Annotated in this window: 15 protein-coding genes; 7 read left to right on the forward strand and 8 right to left on the reverse strand. The window is 65.6% G+C overall.

Features of this window, described 5'->3' with window-relative positions; genetic code table 11:
• Nucleotides 1-18 precede the first annotated feature (18 nt).
• Nucleotides 19-567 carry a TetR/AcrR family transcriptional regulator gene (locus tag IE200_RS13050; RefSeq protein ID WP_191279924.1) on the reverse strand — a complete coding sequence of 183 codons (549 nt, stop codon included), beginning with the start codon at nt 565-567 and terminating at the stop codon, nt 19-21.
• Between the two features lie 387 nt (nt 568-954).
• Here IE200_RS13050 and IE200_RS13055 point away from each other — a divergent pair, with 387 nt between their 5' ends.
• Entirely contained in the window at nt 955-1,287 is a 333-nt protein-coding gene (locus tag IE200_RS13055; RefSeq protein ID WP_166318101.1) for a MarR family winged helix-turn-helix transcriptional regulator, read from the forward strand.
• 400 nt (nt 1,288-1,687) lie between these two features.
• Here the strand turns inward: IE200_RS13055 and IE200_RS13060 are convergent, their stop codons facing one another.
• From IE200_RS13060 to IE200_RS13085, 6 genes are all read right to left on the reverse strand, one after another.
• Nucleotides 1,688-2,785 (reverse strand): BtrH N-terminal domain-containing protein, encoded by a 1,098-nt coding sequence (locus tag IE200_RS13060; RefSeq protein ID WP_191279925.1) that lies wholly within the window; start codon nt 2,783-2,785, stop codon nt 1,688-1,690.
• 133 nt (nt 2,786-2,918) lie between these two features.
• The gene (locus IE200_RS13065) at nt 2,919-3,515 is read right to left on the reverse strand and encodes a TetR/AcrR family transcriptional regulator (RefSeq protein ID WP_204797203.1); all 597 of its coding nucleotides are present in this window, start codon (nt 3,513-3,515) and stop codon (nt 2,919-2,921) included.
• Nucleotides 3,516-3,571: 56 nt separating this feature from the next.
• A complete protein-coding gene (locus tag IE200_RS13070) occupies nt 3,572-4,360 on the reverse strand; it encodes a lysophospholipid acyltransferase family protein (protein WP_229856503.1) in 789 nt (262 codons plus the stop codon).
• Between the two features lie 62 nt (nt 4,361-4,422).
• On the reverse strand, nt 4,423-5,625 hold the full coding sequence (locus IE200_RS13075) for an NAD(P)/FAD-dependent oxidoreductase (protein WP_191279926.1): 1,203 nt from the start codon (nt 5,623-5,625) through the stop codon (nt 4,423-4,425).
• On the reverse strand, nt 5,622-7,013 hold the full coding sequence (locus IE200_RS13080) for a cytochrome P450 (protein WP_084527698.1): 1,392 nt from the start codon (nt 7,011-7,013) through the stop codon (nt 5,622-5,624). Before IE200_RS13080 ends, IE200_RS13075 begins: the two co-directional genes overlap by 4 nt.
• A 31-nt stretch (nt 7,014-7,044) precedes the next feature.
• Nucleotides 7,045-7,365: a 2Fe-2S iron-sulfur cluster-binding protein gene (locus tag IE200_RS13085; RefSeq protein ID WP_191279927.1), complete on the reverse strand. Its 321-nt coding sequence runs from the start codon at nt 7,363-7,365 to the stop codon at nt 7,045-7,047.
• A 125-nt stretch (nt 7,366-7,490) separates the two neighbouring features.
• On the opposite strand from IE200_RS13085, the gene IE200_RS13090 reads away from it, so the two are divergent.
• Nucleotides 7,491-8,501: an AraC family transcriptional regulator gene (locus IE200_RS13090; RefSeq protein ID WP_191279928.1), complete on the forward strand. Its 1,011-nt coding sequence runs from the start codon at nt 7,491-7,493 to the stop codon at nt 8,499-8,501.
• An 11-nt stretch (nt 8,502-8,512) separates the two neighbouring features.
• On the opposite strand, the gene IE200_RS13095 is transcribed toward IE200_RS13090, so the two are convergent.
• On the reverse strand, nt 8,513-9,151 hold the full coding sequence (locus IE200_RS13095) for a transglutaminase-like domain-containing protein (RefSeq protein WP_229856505.1): 639 nt from the start codon (nt 9,149-9,151) through the stop codon (nt 8,513-8,515).
• Between the two features lie 331 nt (nt 9,152-9,482).
• Between IE200_RS13095 and IE200_RS13100 the strand changes: the two genes are divergently transcribed.
• From IE200_RS13100 to IE200_RS13120, 5 genes are all read left to right on the forward strand, one after another.
• A complete protein-coding gene (locus tag IE200_RS13100) occupies nt 9,483-9,770 on the forward strand; it encodes a hypothetical protein (RefSeq protein WP_191279929.1) in 288 nt (95 codons plus the stop codon).
• A gap of 381 nt (nt 9,771-10,151) precedes the next feature.
• Nucleotides 10,152-10,382: a helix-turn-helix domain-containing protein gene (locus IE200_RS13105; RefSeq protein WP_191279930.1), complete on the forward strand. Its 231-nt coding sequence runs from the start codon at nt 10,152-10,154 to the stop codon at nt 10,380-10,382.
• Nucleotides 10,383-10,388: 6 nt separating this feature from the next.
• Nucleotides 10,389-11,585, forward strand: a complete 1,197-nt coding sequence (locus IE200_RS13110; RefSeq protein ID WP_191279931.1) for a tyrosine-type recombinase/integrase — start codon at nt 10,389-10,391, stop codon at nt 11,583-11,585.
• Between the two features lie 164 nt (nt 11,586-11,749).
• Entirely contained in the window at nt 11,750-13,054 is a 1,305-nt protein-coding gene (locus IE200_RS13115) for a hypothetical protein (RefSeq protein WP_191279932.1), read from the forward strand.
• Between the two features lie 1,461 nt (nt 13,055-14,515).
• Complete coding sequence (locus IE200_RS13120; RefSeq protein WP_191279933.1) at nt 14,516-16,297, forward strand: DUF4209 domain-containing protein; 1,782 nt, start codon at nt 14,516-14,518, stop codon at nt 16,295-16,297.
• Nucleotides 16,298-16,325: the final 28 nt, after the last annotated feature.

Consider the following 16,325-nt stretch of genomic DNA (forward strand, 5'->3'; position numbering starts at 1 on the left):
CTTGAGGGCGAGGGGGTTCTAGAGGCCGTTGCGTAGGTAGTCGAAGGTCAGGTCGAGAAACGAGCTGTAGTCCATCGCGGCGGAGCTGAGGTCGCTCTCGCCGCTGAGGTGGACGTCGAGGGTGCCCTCCAGGGCGGCCATCACGGCGCCGTACACCGCGCCGAACAGCAGCGGCACATAGATCGAGGGGTACCGCTCCCCGGCCACCGACCCCAAGAGCTCCTGGGCGGTATGACGCATGCGCTGCTGAACACCCAGGACGTAGGGCTCCAGGGTCGGGTACTGCCGCGCCATCGTCATCAGCTCGCGCATCGTCAGCAACGTGTCTTCGGTGAACTGCTCCCTCATGACGGCCAGCAGGGCATCGAGCAAGGGCAGGTCTGCGGGGAGGCTGGTCAGGATCTCGCTGACGTCGTCGACCCGGCCGAACGCGACCGAAGCGACCGCCTCTTCCTTGCAGGAGAAGTGGTTCGCGAAGGTGCGTCGCGAGTAGCCCGCTCGGTCGACCACGTCCGCGGTGACGAAACCGAACAGGCCACGCTCTCGGGTGAGCTCGAACGCCGCCACGGCCAGCGTCTGTCCCGTCGCCTCTCGCTTGAGGTCACGCAGTCCACGATCCATGTGCGCAGTATGACCTGTCGTGCCCAATGGGCAACATTGCCCACCGAGCAGAGCCGTGGCTTCGGGGCGCCATGGACCGCAACAGTCCGACGCGCTCGGTAGCGTGGCGGCAACAGCTCGCCATCGCCCTCCGGCGCCGCGGGTGGCATTGGGTGGGCGTCCAAGGATGGGAGTGCGCGCATGGGCACTGCGGGGGATGGGACGGACGCTGGACGCGTAGCGGACCTCACGCAGCTGGCTGACGGCGCGCAGTTCGCTGACGCCGTGCTGGCTCTACTGGCGGTCGCTCGGCGGACCAGGGGCCGACTGCAGCCCCTCTTCGAGGATGTCACCGTGCCGCAGCTGGTACTGCTGGATGCTGTCCAGGCCTGCGGGCGGGAAGGCATCGTCGCAATCTCGGAGTACACGTTGCTCAGCCAACCGACCGTGACCCAGCAGGCCGCCGCGCTAGAAGCCGCCGGGCTTCTGCGTCGCATCGCAGCCGAGAACGATCGGCGCCGGCGGGTCCTCACGCTCACCGAACGCGGTGAGGACCTCCTGGCATCTAAGCGCGGACTGGTTGCCGACCGGTTGTCAGTGGCCTGGGCATCGCTCAGCGCCGAGGAGCGGTCGATCGCGGTCCCGCTGCTGCGTCATATCATTGACCTTGTCTCGGAGTTGGCCTGACACTTGCACGCACGGACGCGGGAGGAGCCGGCGCCTGCGGCCGGCCGATCGGGACGAGCGCGCTCGGGTGGTGCGTGGCCAGCTGTTGGCACGGGCGGCGACGGCCGAGCCCATCCGACTACGACCGACGGACTGACGCGAGGGCCCGCATCTCCCCTGCGCCCCGTCGTAGGACCTGCGAGGGTCTGACCTTAGCCGCCTCCATCAGGGCGAAGTGGGGCCGCGCACGTTCGCCGGTTCGAGAAGTTGGAGACGCCTCTGTTTCGGGCACACCCACCATCGGAGATGCAGGCACGAGAGTCACCAGGAGGCCGGTGTAGCAGACAAACGTCCGAGCCAGCAGTCCCGAGCTCGGCGGTGGTGCTCGCGTGCTGGCGTTCGCTGACTTGCCTACGATTGGTCACCCATCGCTGAGTTCGCCCGCCGCTTTGCGCATCTGAGAGATGGCATGGTCTTCGTCTCTGGGGAGCGTCGCGACGAGCTCATTCACCCGTCGCCAGCGGTCGAACGTCGCTGCGTCGCTACGGCCAGCCGCAGCCAGCGCCGACCACGTGTCCGCGCAGCGCAGGAGCGCGGTTCCGGCCTTCGCCATCTCAGCGGACCCCGTTAGCCGAGCCACGTCGGTACAGAAATGTGCCTGCAACCGGCGGAACAGGCCGCCGCCGGTCCCTGCCTTCTCCACAAAGGCGTGGAGTGAACGCAGCGCGACGTCTAGTTCCGGTTCGGGCATGAGCGCCGGCCACCGGTCGACATCCTCGGCGAATACCGCGACTCCACTGATCCCCGCAGCAGCAACGGCATCCGGCGGCAGCGCCGACGTATCCGGGATAATCGCGGTTACCGGCGCTTGCATGTTCTCGACCGAGGCGACGAGGGCCGAAGCCGCGGTCGGACGGAGACCGGGCAGGCTCTGGGGCCAGTTCACGAAGTACGTGGTGTGCCTCGTGGGCACGGGGAACGACCGTGACGCGCGCGCCCGCGCAAGAGCCTCGTAGGAGACTTCCTGCACCTCGGCTCGGTCGTTGTCCACCACAAAAGCCTTCTCCGTCTCGTCGTCATAACCGATCACGACGATGTCATGCCGACTCATCTGAAGGCGGACATTGAGGTAGGGCAGCTCAGCAATGTCCGCCCACATCAGGACGGGACGGCCTCGCTGGAGCTCCCTGCGGACCCAGCCCCAACCGGTCACGGGGTCGTCGGTGCCACGGACGTCGACCTCTGCACCGAGCCTCGAAAGAAGGTCGACCTCAAGGTCGCTGCTACGCCCGACGAAGTAGATGGGCGGGGTGAGAGCCGGCACGCGCAGATAGGTGAAACCCAGACCGCCGCCCATCCCGAAGACCAGACCTTCGCTCGGTACCTCCTCCCAGCCGAGACCGGCCCACTCCAGGAGGTCTCTCAGCGCTCCGGAACCGCAATGACCGGCCTCGCGGTGGGGATAGTCCAGCAGGATCCGCCGCGGCTCCGGCTGTCGGGGCAGGAACTCAGCTGACATGGCAACTCCTGGATGGGCTCGCAGCGCTCTGTGCGTACGCCGGTGGGTCGGGCGCGGCGGGTTCCGCGACTCTACATTTCGCTGAGGCACGCAGGGGCTCGCGGTCGACGGCGGTCGTGAGGGCTGGTGCAGGTCACGATTCGAGGGACAGGAACCGGACGGCGACGTCGGAGATCTTGCGCGCCGTCGCGGTTCGGTCCCACTTGGGGAGCGCCAGATGACTGACCGTCAGGCGCACCATGGTGTCGGCCGCGTCGACGACGTCGTCTGGGGGAAGACTCGGGTAACTCTTCGCCACCCATGCGGCTAGGGTGTCGGAGGCGAGGTCGAGAAGCCGCGCGGATGTCGTGAGCAGCGGGAGCATCCCTGTGGAAGGCTGACTGCCCGCATCCAGGTCTCGGTTGGAGATGAGCACTGCCTTGAGCAGGGGGCTGCGCTCGGCCTCGATCAAGGTGTAGTCGACGGCTGCTGCGATGCCGCGTTTCGCATCGCCGATGTGTGCCTCCAGCGCCTTCTGGATGCCCTCCAGGAAGCGCGAGGCCTCGCGGAGCACGAGGGCTTCTCCAAGGCCGGCCTTGTCACCGAACTCCTTGTAGAGCGCCGCTCGCGACACCCCGGCACGATGCGCCACCTCTCCCATGCGCACCCGGTCCCAGCCGCGGTCGACGATCAGGTCGTGGGCAGCCTCGAGGACAGCGGCGCGCATGTGCTCCCTGAACCGTTCGCGCATGGAGGGTCCCCGCATGTCAGAGAGGTTAGCGATTCGTGTCTCGCGACCGACTCGCGTCACTGACCTGGACACGCCCGCACGCTCCTAGCGTGCTCGTGGGCCAGTTGGTCGACCATGACGGCGAGGGTGTCCTGAAGCCTCTGCACCCCTACAGCGACTGCCGTCGCCCTCGGCAACTCTCGGAGGTCCTCGAGTTGCACCGGGTCCCCGACCAGCAGGGTGACCCGACGACGGCGGCGGCCCAGCACCACCCTCCCTTCGTAGGCTGGCACGATCGCCTGCACGCCCCATTGAGCAACGGGAATCAATGGAGCCGACGTCTCGAGTGCGATGCGGACAGCACCCGACCTGAGCGACATCAGACGTCCATCCGGTCGCTTTGTGATCGATCCTTCCGGATACACCACGACAAGAGCGCCACGCTCCACGGCTTCGACCGCGGCACGGATCCCTGACCGGCCGTCGGACCGATCGACCTCGACGTGGCCGGCCGACCGGAACCACCAGCCGACTGCTCTACTTTGAAACAGGCTCGCCTTGGCCATGAACCGGGGGGTCCGGCCCTGGGCGAGGATCATCTCCCCCAGGAACAGCGGGTCGGCCTGGGAGACATGGTTGGCCGCCAGCACCGCGCCTCCCGACCCGGGCAGGCGCTCCGTACCGCGCCAGTCCGCTCTCCTGCCCAGCAGCAGCAGCGGTTTGCAGACGAGCAACGCCAGCCACCACGCAGGCCCGCGGGCGTCTCTGGGGACGCCTCTCGCGCCCGCGGACCGACCCGAGTCACGCAAGTCCGGAACGATACGCAGGACTCCCATCGCCGTCCAGACCGTCGACCTCCAAGCCATCCTTGCTCACCTCGGCGGGCAATGGCTCGATGGTGACCACGACCAGCGGTCACTGCGGCTTCTCACACCGCCACCTCCGCTGTCAGGGCGGCCATGTCGGCCGCAGTCCCCTGGGTGAGCATGCGTTTGGTGGTCATGAAGTCCCGGGGACGGTTGACACAGTCAGCAGCTATCGGCTCGCCCTTCCGGAGGTAGTAGCAGGTGAAGTCGCGGTCACGGGTCGGGTCACCGCTCATGACGATGTCGTCATAGGCGGTGTTGAGTCCCGCGATCTGGAGCTTGAGGTCATACTGGTCCGACCAGAACCACGGGAGCGCCGCCACCTCCTTGTCATTTCCACAGATAGTCGCCGCTGCCACCTTGGCCTGCTCCACTGCACTCGGGACCGACTCCAGCCTGATTCGTCGGCCGTAGCGGGGGATGTCCTGCGACGTACAGTCCCCGGCCGCCACGATGTCAGGGTCACTGGTGCGGGCGTGGGCGTCGATGAGGATCCCGTCGTCCACGACCAGGCCGGCTGCCTCGGCGAGTTCGGTGGTCGGCTCGATCCCGATCCCGACGATCACAAAGTCCGCTTGGACCGACTCGCCACTGGCCAGCACCACCTCTCGCACGCGGGTGTCGCCGACCAGGGCCTCTACCGAGGCGTTCGTCCTCACGTCGACGCCCTCTTCTTGGTGGATCCGTGTGAAGAAGGCCGACACCTCAGGGGCAGTGACCCGCTCGAGGACCCGGTCTGCGGCCTCGAGGACCGTGACGTGGAGGCCCAACGAGCGCAGCGAGGCGGCGGTCTCCAGCCCGATGTACCCACCACCCACGATGACGGCGTTGCGCCCGGGGATCGCGTCCTCGCGGATCCGCTCCACCCCCGACGATTGACGCAGATAGTGCACCCCGTCGAGCTCGGCACCCTCGGCGCGGAGACGTCGGGGGTGCGCTCCCGTGCACAGAGCAAGAGCGTCATAGGACAAGCGGTCCCCGGTGCCGAGCACGAGCTCGCCCGTCGGCCGGTCGATCTCCTGCACGCTGGCAGTCACGCGCTCGACGTCCTGCTTGACGTAGAAGTCCTCCGACCGGATGGCCAGCTCCTTCAGCGAGCACTTCCCGGCCAGATATGCCTTCGACAACGGAGGCCTTTGGTACGGCAGCGCCGACTCGTCACCGACCAGCACGATCTCACCCGACCAACCCTCTCGGCGGAGGCTGGTGACCAGCTGCACCCCGGCATGGCTGGCGCCGACCACCACCGCGCGCCCTGAGCTCATCCGCTGCCCTTGGGGGTGAGCTCGACCATCAGCTTGCTGATGCCGCGAACAAAGTTGGACTGCACGTACTGCGGCTCACCGACCACATCGATCCTCTCGAAGCGCGGGAGCAGCTCCTCCCAGAGGATCCGCAGCTGCAGCTCGGCCAACCGGTTGCCCATGCACCGATGCACGCCGAAGCCGAAAGCGATGTGGTTGCGGGCGTTGCGACGGTCGATGATCAGCTCGTCCGGCCGCTCGAACACCGTCTCGTCGCGGTTGCCGGACGCGTACCACATCACCACCTTGTCGCCCTTGCGGATGAACTGACCGTTCAGCATGGTGTCGGTCTTCGCGATCCGCCGCATGTACGCGAGCGGCGTCTGCCAGCGGATGATCTCCGAGACCATGTTCGGGATCAGGTCCGGATTGGCCTTGAGCTTCTCGAACTGGTCGGGGAACTGGTTGAGTGCAAGAACTCCGCCGCTCATCGAGTTGCGTGTGGTGTCGTTGCCGCCCACGATCAGCAGAACAAAGTTGCCGATGAACTCCATCGGACGCTTGATCAGGTCCTTGGTGCTCTCATCGCTCTGCAGCATCGTGACCAGGTCGAACCCGGGCTCTTCGCCGGCCGCGAGCCGGGCGGCCTTGTCGTGCCAGAGTTCAGTGAGTCCTCGCGCCATCTCGAGCATGCCCCGGAACAGCTCGTCGTTGTCGGTAGTGGCCGGGCCGCCGTTGGTCTGCTCCATCGAGGTTGCCAGGTCCGACCACTCGACGAGCTTGTGCCGCTCCTCGAAGGGGAAGTCCAACAGCGTAGCCAGCATGCGGGCGGTCAGCTCGATCGACACCGTGCTCACCCAGTCGAACGGTTCGTTGACAGGCAGGTTGTCCAGGACGTCCCTGACGCGCTCGCGAATGAGGTCCTCCATCTCGTGGAGGTTCTTCGGTGCGACGACACCTTGTACGGCGCGCCGCTGTATGTCGTGCTTGGGCGGGTCCATGGCGATGAACATCGCGACGTCCATGAACCGCGGGGGTGTTCCGATGACGATGAGAGGCTCGGCGGAGAAGACCTCGTGGTTCTTGTCCACCGCCATGATGTCGGCGTGACGCGTCACCGACCAGAACGGGCCGAAGGGACTGTGGGGCTGGTAGTGGACCGGAGCCTCGTTGCGCAGACGTTCGAAGTAGGACGCCCACCGCCCCTGTCGGTAGAGGAACGGGTTGCTGAGGTCGATCTCGGCGAGGGGGACCTCTTCGACCGGCGGGATCCGGGCCTCGACGAACATCGGCCCGTTCGCGCCGGTGACCCAACGCCGGCCCTTGTCGTAGAGGCGCGCGCCCTGGATCTGTCGCTCCAGGGGGATGGCGGACTCGACCTTCGTTTTCACTGTTTCTGGGATCTTCACTTCTGGGAACTTCATCGGGCTTGACCTCCTGCTACATCTGGAACTCTGGCAACTGCACCGTCAAGCCGTCCCACGATTCGCAGACCTTGACTTGGCACGACAGGCGAGACGTCGGCTGTCGCTCGGGGTTCATCGACAGCATCTCCTCCTCCTCGGGACCGGACCGGCCGACCTTGTCGGCGCAGGCGGGATCAACGATCACGTGGCAGGTGCCGCATGCGGCCTCGCCGCCGCAGTCGGCGTCGATGCCCGGGATGGCGTTGTTCGTCGCCACCTGCATCAGTGAGCTGCCCTCCTCGAGCGGGGCCTCGTGCTGCTCCCCATCGTGCGATATGAAGGTGACGACTGCCATCGACAATTCTCCTACCTTTGCCTACCGGATAGACGTTTCGATGATGATTGTTGTCGACTGTCCCCGGCAAAGCCATGTCGTATCGTGTCAGTATGTTGTGAATTCGGATCACGTGAGGATTGCCTGTGAGGACAGACGAGCCAGGCGTCCCGTCGCTGGCCTTCGTGCAACTGCTGAGCAGTCCGGCGATCGACGCGGACGCAGTCGAGCGTTTTCGCGTCATCATGGCGCGCGAGGGAACCGGTGAGCTGGCTCTCATCCGGACCCAGGGCGAGGCACCGCTGCGATGGTTCCGCGAGGTCTATCCCGACCTCGACATCGAGCAGGCCACCCGGCTCGGGATCGCCTGCGCAGAACACGCGCAGCTCACATCCTTCGGACCGTTGAGTGTCCCGTTGGTCAGCGCGTGCACCGTCGAAGAAGTCGTGGAGCTGCTGACCTATCTGCCCTTGATCACCAACGCGGTCACCACGCAGTTCCAACCGCAGCAGGACGACCTGACGATCCGGCTGTCGGGGAACGCAGGCGACCCCGATCTCGACTGTCTGGTCGTCACCTACTGCGGACTGGCACTCCTACGGTTGATCGACCTGGTGGTCGTCGAGGCCTCGGAGGCAACCATGCACAGCCACTGGCCGGAGCCGAGCGTGCTACCCCGAGAGGCCGCGAGCCGGTCCCGGCTCGGGTTCGACGCCCCCTTCTCCTACCTGCACATGCCCGCGAGGACGCTTCAGGCTGCCTGCCGCTTCCCCGACCCGATCTCCTACGAACTCGCCGTCACCGAGCTCCAGCAGGCGCTCGCGCGCCGAGCCGACACCCCGGAGTTCACCCGCAGAGTCTGGGCGTTGCTCGACGACGGGTCCGGGGCAAGGACGATCCAGTCCGTCGCGGACGAGTTCTCGATGTCCTCGAGCACCCTGAAACGGCGCCTCGCCGCTGAGGGGACCAGTTTCCGCGAGCTGCTGCAGCAGTCGATGGTCGACCGCGCCAGGAAGCGGCTTCTCGACCCCTCCACGTCGGTCGGCGAGGTCGCCAACGAGCTCGGCTACAGCGATCTCACCAACTTCTCGCACGCCTTCAAGAAATGGACCGGCAGCTCACCGAGCCACTTCCGACGTGAGCACGAGGTCCGTTGAGGCGAGAGTGCTCAGTCCGAGCTTCCTGACGGGTCCACGGGTGCATGCTCGGCGGCCTCCCCGGCGTTCCCAGGACCAATGAAGGCGTCGTCGGCAAGCCCGACGCCGGGGGCCATGCGGCCGTAGGTCTGCTCGAGGGCCGTCTGGATCCGGTCCAGCGGGAGGTCGTCGAAGCTGCCGTGGTCCCGCACGTACTCCATGTGCCGGGTGCCGTCGGAGGGTGAAGGCGTGCATGAGCGCGTCGCTCTGTCCGTCGAAGTCCACCGGGGGCACAGCTCGACATTGAAGGCCGGCGTCGCCTTCAACCATCGCCCGTCGAGGTGAACGCTGCAGTACCCGTGGTACACGAACAGGTCCGTGCCACCCATGACGGCCCGTAAGGTGTCGGTCTGCAGGTGGTTGCGGACGTCAGCGAAGCCCAGCCGGGCGGGGATGCCCACGGCCCGCAGCACCGCGGTCAGCAGCACCGCCTTGGGAACGCAGTAGGCGCGGCCCGCCTCGAGCACGTAGCTCGCCCGGTAGTGCGCAGGATCTCGGGACACCGAGTAGGGGTCGTACCAGACCCGATCCCGGACCGCTGCGAAGAGGAGGCTCGCTCGCTCACGAGGGCTCGACGCGCCGGCGATCACCTGCTCGGTGAAGTCGCGCACCGAAGCGCTGTCGTGATCAAGGAAGAAGGTCGCTCGAGGTGCGGTCCCGCGGTCGGCGTCATCGCCGCCGCCAGTGGGCATTGCTACTACGAGCAGGGCGGTCCCTTCTTGAGCCACGCCTCGTCACGGTGATCGGCGGGCTGCAGACCGATAGTGAGCCACACCAGAACAGCCGGTGGGCAGCCGCGTGGAGAGCTCCCCGCCGATCACCTGGACCGCGTCTGGCCAGACACCGGCCCTGCGGGAATCGTCTAGTAGCCGCGAAGGTCGCACTCACCCGGACTTCGCCCGTCGCGGTCGCGAGGTGGGTGGGTCGTGGCAGGCTGAAGCTGTGACCGAGCAGGATCCGTGGGTAGAGGCTGAGACTTACACCTGGGAGCAGGACATGCGACGGGGGAGTTGGCCGACTCCGCGAGCGGCGAAGATGCCGGAGCCGCCGTGGCCAAGCCCGGACAACCCGATGCTGGCCGCGTTGCTGCACGACGCTGGCAAGAACGTCGACGCTCTCGGCGTCGACGCCGCGCTCACCCAGTTAGCGACGCACTGTTGGTTCGAGGGCGGCATTGAGGCCTACGACCGTGGCCAGCGCGATGCTCGCGGAGCGCCCGCCGAAGGCTGACAGGGGATTCGACCCGGTACCACTTACGGTCCACATTGGGCCCGCGCTACTCGGTGCCAGGCGGGTATCCTGAGATCGGACGCGAGGGCGCATCCCTCACCACACCGTGCGAATCGGTAGCTTCCGATCCAGGACCGAAGTAGTCGCGACGCCCTCGACGGCGTCCAGAGGTCGCAGGTTCAAATCCTGCCCCCGCTACAAAGTTTCAGGCTCGGAGATCACGGATCTCCGAGCCTGAAAGCATTTGAGATTTGATCCGACTGCCACAAACCGGCCATAAACCCCGTCGCTGCGCTTCCTCGAGCCGCATCCGCGAGCATCGGCATGGGTTGTCACGGACCCGCACGGGACCACTCGGGACCTTGGGCGCACCTCACGAGCATGGAGACCACCCACAGCACGCTGAGCGGCCTAGAGCCGCTGCTGAGCATCGAGGAGCTCGCCGAGTACCTCGACGTGCCTGTCACGACGATCCGCGACTGGCGCACCGACGGCAAGGGACCGTGTGCGATCAAGGTCGGCGGTCGCGTCCGCTTCGCCACCTCCGACGTCCTGACCTGGCTGCTCAGGCAGCGCGAGGCCGAGCCGGGGCGTGGGCCCAGCGGTGGGTGAGAGATCGTGGCTAGACCTCGCACCCCGATCGGCACCTTCGGCGAGATCCACGTCGACAAGACCCACGACGGTCGAGCCCGAGCGCTGACCCGGTTCCGTGACTACGACGGCCAGCTGCGCCGCGTCCAAGCAACAGCGGACACGCCGAAGGCAGCCGAGCGAAAGCTCAAGGAGATGCTCGCCGAACGAACCGAGCAGAAGGTCGGACAGGGCGACCTCACGTCCGCCAGCTCCTTCCGGCACCTCGTCGACGTGTGGCTCGCCGACCTGGATCTCGAGGACGCGCTCGCACCCAGCACCCGTGCCCTCTACGAGCGCAACATGCGCCAGCTCGTCCTGCCGGCCTTCGAGCACTACGCGCTGCGCGAGGTCAGCGTCCGTAAGGTCGACCAGTTCATCAAGACGCTCGCCAAGACCAGGAGCTACAGCATGGCGAAGCAGGCGCGCACGGTACTGAGCCTGGCCTTCGGGCTCGCTGTCCGCTACGACGCGATGCGCGAGAACCCGGTCCGCGACACCGCGCGCCTCCGCAAGCCACACGCCCAAGCAATGTCGCTCACCACCCAGCAGGTCGACGAGATTCGTCGCGCCGTACGCGGCTGGCGTCGAGGGTCCGGCCTGCCTGGCCCTCCGCCCGACGGACAGCTCGAGCAGATCATCGAAGTCATGCTCGGCACGTCCGCCCGCATCGGCGAGGTGCTCGCCATCCGCAAGTGCGACGTGGACGTGACGAGGTCGCCCGCGACGGTTCGGCTCTGCGGGACGATCGTGTCGCCTACGGGAAAGCCCACGCATCGACAGCCGCACCCCAAGACGATGAAGTCGACCAGGACCGTCTCCGTGCCATCGTTCGCTGCCGAAGTGCTTCGCGCGCGGCTGGTCAACATCGCATCAGATGCCCCCGATCACCTGATCTTCTACAGCCGCAACGGCACGCCGCTGACGACCAACAACATCCGGCGCCGCCTGCGCGCGGTGCTGGAGGAGGCCGGGATCGAAGGAGTGACCCCTCACTCGTTCCGACGCACCGTCGCGACTGTCCTCGACCGGGCCGGGGGAGCGGACCTGGCGGCCGAGATGCTCGGCCACACCTCGTCCAAGATCACCAAGGAGCACTACATCGAACCGGACGAGGCGGTGAACCCCGTGACGGCTGACATCCTCGAGTTGCTCGCACCACGCCCGTCCGAGGACGAGCGATGACTTATGACAGGTGTTGACGCCCAATGGCGGCGGAGTGACGCAGCGCGGCTTCGAGCTGACGCCTAATCGTGACGCCAGAAGTGGGGTGGAGCGAGGAACTCGGTTGCCGACGCCGATCCTATCTGTTCCTTGCCAGCAGAAGCAGCCGCGAGGATGCTGGGGCGATGATCCCAAGGCGTCGGGCGTGGGTTGTCATCGGTGTCGTTCTAGCCAGTTTCCTGCCCGCGCCCGAAGCGGTGGCCGGTGAAGAAGACTGGAGCCAGCGAGAGATCCTCACTCGGCCAGGAGTAAACGGCAACGCCCCGCGCCTGTTCGCCGCGGCTGACGGCGCTTTGACGGCCGCGTGGGTCGCGACCAGCGCTTCGTCACTAGATTGGGCACTGGTGATCCGAACTAGGCCCGCTGGCGGGACGTGGAGCATCGAGCAGGTGATAGAGGCCGACGTCAGCCGCTATGACATCGAGCTCGCGGTAGATAGTCGCCTGGTCGCCGCGTACCTGCCAGATGACGGGGCTGGTCCCCACGTCAGGACGCAGGAGGCCGATGGGACTTTTGGCCCAAGCATGCTCCTGGCTCCGGGGCTACCAGGGCGGGTCCTCTCCGGTCCAAAGCTCGTGGTCAGCAAGAGCGGTCGGCAGGTCGTGGTCTGGCTTCAGCGACTTCCCGGGGCAGGCAATCGAGTCGTGGCCGTCCGCCGCGACGGCTCAAGTGCGGCCTGGTCGAAACCGAAGTTCCTCACCGGCAAGGACGCGAGGCCGCTGAGCATCGCGACGGGTGCTGCGCGGGACGGATCCGTCGCGGTGCTGTGGACGGACGTGATGTGGGAGGACGGGTTGCGTTCCTTCCGTGTGAAGCATCGGTTGCTCTCCGCGCACGGAGAGTGGATGGCCACCGAGTTCGTCATGCAGTCGGCTGGCGTTGCTGATCTTCAAGTGGCTAACCGCGGTTCCGGCCGGGTCACTGCCATTTGGGTCGAGACGGACGAGCTTGAGCATCACGCGTACACCTCGTCACGGACGGCGTCAGGGCGCTGGACGCCGGCCGGAAGTATCGCCGCGCAGCCCGACCGGGACGAACTCTGGCAGACCCTGACCACGAACGGTCGACTAACCGCAGTCGTGTGGAGTTCCTTGCCCTCGTCAGACGGCGACTCATGGTTGATGGCACGGGTGCAAGACGGGCGGGCTTGGGGCCCTCCGAGAAGAATAGGGCGAGCGTCGTCGCGCATGTGGTTCAACGCCGCCGCTTTCGAGCGGGACGGGGCCCTGCGTGTGGTGTGGATTCGAAAGCAGGGCGAGATGCGGACGCGGGTCCGCGGGCGTGGCGGAGCCTGGGGGCCCCCGACGCACATCACCTACGTCGGGTTGGACGACTACCGGCCCGTGGTTGTTGCATACGGCGACCGAGAGGCAGCCGTGGTGTCAGCGACCCGCAATCGCAGGATCGCTTTCGCAGAGCTCTCGCAGTGATCTCGCAGTGATCCCACGTCTGCCATGACCGCATCGCTGCCCGCCCGAAACATTCATCGATCCTGTGACTCACCCGTGCCGACAAGCGGCGCTATGACGCACGGATACGACGCTGCAGGTCCCCCACGGAGATAGCGCCATGGACCAACCCCTGTAGGACCGCTTCCATCCCTGCAAAGTCACTCTCCTTAGAAGTCGCGTGAGAACCGATCTTCAACAGGTGGTCTTGTCCACACATCAGAATCATCGCCTTGTCCGCGGACATTGCGTGGAACCACAGATCGGTGTTCCGAGCGTCGATGTCGCTCCATCGGGGCAGGTCAGCGCGCCGCACCTGTTGGAGTGGCCGCTCCTTGGCAATCGTCAGCGGAGCACCGCCAGGCATATGCGGCAAGTCGTGATCGAGCCGAGCCGGCGGCACAAGTGGGAGCGGCGTATACCTCAGGACAAAGATCAGGCCACAGAACGTGAGTAGATGCTGCATCGCATACACGAGCTCATGGTCCCCCGAAGCTGGGTGAGCGTGCCCGACAGTTCGGCCGCTCTGGTCGGGGACCGGCTCTATGTGTAGCGAAACGGGACACGAGTCCAAGCCCTCGCTCAGGTCGTTTGCAGCCCCTGCGAGCCCGACATACCAAGTGCCTGGAGGCTCCTTGTTGGCCATCAGAGCATTCAAGATTGGCTGATCGACAAGCTTCATCTCGCCGTCTGTGAACTCATGCAGAACACCAGTCTTCATGACCCAGCGTCGGACGGTCGACAACTCGTCGCGAGACAAGCGCCAACGAGGGCGGCACAGTTTCGTCGTCAGGATCGTCTTGAACTCCGTCTCGAGGACGGACATCCAGCCGTTGTTGCACGTCGCGCAGACTGCCCGTACCACCCGCCGGTTTGGGGTCTGCCAAGGATGACCCCGTTTCGTGAAGTAGTTGCCGGCAATCCCTGCGGGAGTCTGGACGAGCAACTCTTTACGCCCAAAAGCGCCTTCCAACGAGACCGCTTCCGGGTTCCGTCGACGTCCAGCCGCGTCTCGCCACAGCCATTGCGGAAGAACGTGCTCGCGTGTGAGCGTCGCACCAGAGCCACAGAACGCGCAGGTTCGGACCGGCCCTGCCGCCATCAAACCTGCGGGTTCTTCGGTAGTCATGGAGCAAGCATCTACAACCGCACCGACATCCCACCCGCGGACTTGATGTAGTTGCCTCCTCGGATCGACCTCGGTCCTACTCAGGACCCGACTGGCAGACCCTACCGAGACAGGGGAGTTTGGGGCGATGCGCAAGCGGCGGATTGACGCCCCCGCGGTCAGCCATGACAAAGCCTCCGCTGTCCAGTGACCACGCTGCCTCGGTCTCGGCCGAAGGTTAGGTTGCAACATCGGCCACAGTCCTCGCGACACTTGCGAACCCAATGGGTGGGCGAGCTGGCTCGACGTAATCTCCTTTAGCGGAGGGAGCAAGAATGACTGACGAGGATGCGGCGTCCGATCCGGATGGCGACGGGCTAAGCCTGAACTTTGACTGGTCGCCGGACGTGGTAGCCGCCATCGCCGAGGCGCTGAGGGAGCCCTGCGAGATCTACGAGCTCTCGGGCAGGGTGAAGGCTGCGCTCCCGGAGGAGGTGGAAGACCATCTCCAGGCGTTCATTCGGGCACTCGACTACCACGCGCGGCGCTCGGCCTCTCGCCCAGAGACTATTGATGATATCTACGGATCAATGTTCTCTAGCGGAGACGGCGACGCCTATCCCGAGCCCCTGACGGCCGTGACCCCAGAGACTGTCGCGGCATGGGTTGACGCGACTCAGCTCTTTACCACAAGCGATGTCGTGGTGGCACGGCTAAATGACCTCCTCTGGTGTGTGAAGGCGCAACCCCGACCGGACCTCTATGCGAGGACAGCGAACGCGGCCTTCCGGCGAATGTGGGGCCAGAATGCGCTGGCATCGCTTCATCGGTCAGATGCGCTCGTCCGCGCCCTGGAACTGGCCGTTGAGCTTCGCGATGCGACATTGGTCCAAGAAACCGTGAGCGAGATGGTCGATGCCGTTCGCCAGACAGTGGCGGACGAGGAATGGGCACCTGGCGTGGCGGTTCCGCTGATCGAGGCCTTGGCTGGTTTGCGGGAGCCTGACCGACCAGCAGAGCTGAACGCGCTGATTGGGGAGGCGCGGGTTCGCTACGCCGACGATCCCTTCATCGTCGAGGCGCTGCAACTGCTTCGAATGCAGCGGGCCAAGGATGCTGACGAAAGACGACGCATCGCCGCAGAAGCCGTTCACATGTGGAAGCAGCAAGCTGACGAGCGGGGAGGACTCGTTGGCCTCTCTCACCTTGAGCGGGCTCTAGAACTCGCGCGGAACGAAGGACTCACCGCGGCGGCCGAAGACCTGCGCGAGCTATTGCAGCAGCCGAGGACGCCGGAAGAACTGGGCATGGAGAAGATGGCGACCGAGCTATCGATCCCCAGTGACGTCGTAGAGGGGTTCCTTGCCACGTTCGTCGAAACGTCGAGTGCACAAGAGTCACTCGTGAAGCTCGGCGCCCACTGTCCCATCACGGACGTTGACGCAGATGCGGACCTAGTCAGAGAACAGATGCGCGCGTACCCGCTTGTACATCTCTTCACCACCGTCGTGACTAACACCGAGGGAATGCCTCTCGCCCACGTCACGAGCGACGAACAGAAGTTCAACCATGCGCTTACCTGGCACCACAGCATGTCGATCACTCTCTGGGGGAGCTTTCTGCGCGAGATCCTGCAGCGCCTGGGAGCCCAGGGACGGCTCACGGCTGCTGAGGTGCAACAACTGGTCCAAGGTCAATTCGTTGATGAACCGACCTCAGAAGGCGTGGGGAAGGCCTACGAGGACTTCCTGGCTAGCGACTACGAGGCCTGTCTACAGCGTCTGTTGGTACGGATTGAGCGCGTCGTCAGAAGCATGGCCCGCGCCGTTGGCCTCTCCGTCTACCGAGAGCCGTCCCTCGACGGCAGATCGATGGGCGCGTACAAAGGTCTCGGGGAACTCCTGAGCCTCCTTGAGGGGCGGGTCCCCGAACAGTTTCGACGGTACTTCGCCGTCCTCTTGACCCAGCGCACTGGCATCAACCTGCGCAACCGGTCCGCACATGGATTGATGCAGGATGTCTCACCGGACGAGGCTGCTTTGGCGCTTCACGTCATGTTCGTCCTTGCCCAGTGGTCCGCCGACGGAACGTCCGATACCGGGAGTGCGAACGTCTAGTTGAGCGTCGAACGAACAAGCATTACTC

It is taken from the genome of Nocardioides flavus (ex Wang et al. 2016) (assembly GCF_014653115.1).
GTDB lineage: Bacteria > Actinomycetota > Actinomycetes > Propionibacteriales > Nocardioidaceae > Nocardioides > Nocardioides flavus.

Coding starts and splice junctions, on each gene's coding strand:
- IE200_RS13075 (WP_191279926.1), bottom strand. CDS start 5,625: ATGAGCTCAGGGCGCGCGGTGGTGGTCGGCGCCAGCCATGCCGGGGTG.
- IE200_RS13115 (WP_191279932.1), top strand. CDS start 11,750: ATGATCCCAAGGCGTCGGGCGTGGGTTGTCATCGGTGTCGTTCTAGCC.
- IE200_RS13060 (WP_191279925.1), bottom strand. CDS start 2,785: ATGTCAGCTGAGTTCCTGCCCCGACAGCCGGAGCCGCGGCGGATCCTG.
- IE200_RS13085 (WP_191279927.1), bottom strand. CDS start 7,365: ATGGCAGTCGTCACCTTCATATCGCACGATGGGGAGCAGCACGAGGCC.
- IE200_RS13105 (WP_191279930.1), top strand. CDS start 10,152: ATGGAGACCACCCACAGCACGCTGAGCGGCCTAGAGCCGCTGCTGAGC.
- IE200_RS13065 (WP_204797203.1), bottom strand. CDS start 3,515: ATGCGCGAACGGTTCAGGGAGCACATGCGCGCCGCTGTCCTCGAGGCT.
- IE200_RS13120 (WP_191279933.1), top strand. CDS start 14,516: ATGACTGACGAGGATGCGGCGTCCGATCCGGATGGCGACGGGCTAAGC.
- IE200_RS13070 (WP_229856503.1), bottom strand. CDS start 4,360: ATGGCTTGGAGGTCGACGGTCTGGACGGCGATGGGAGTCCTGCGTATC.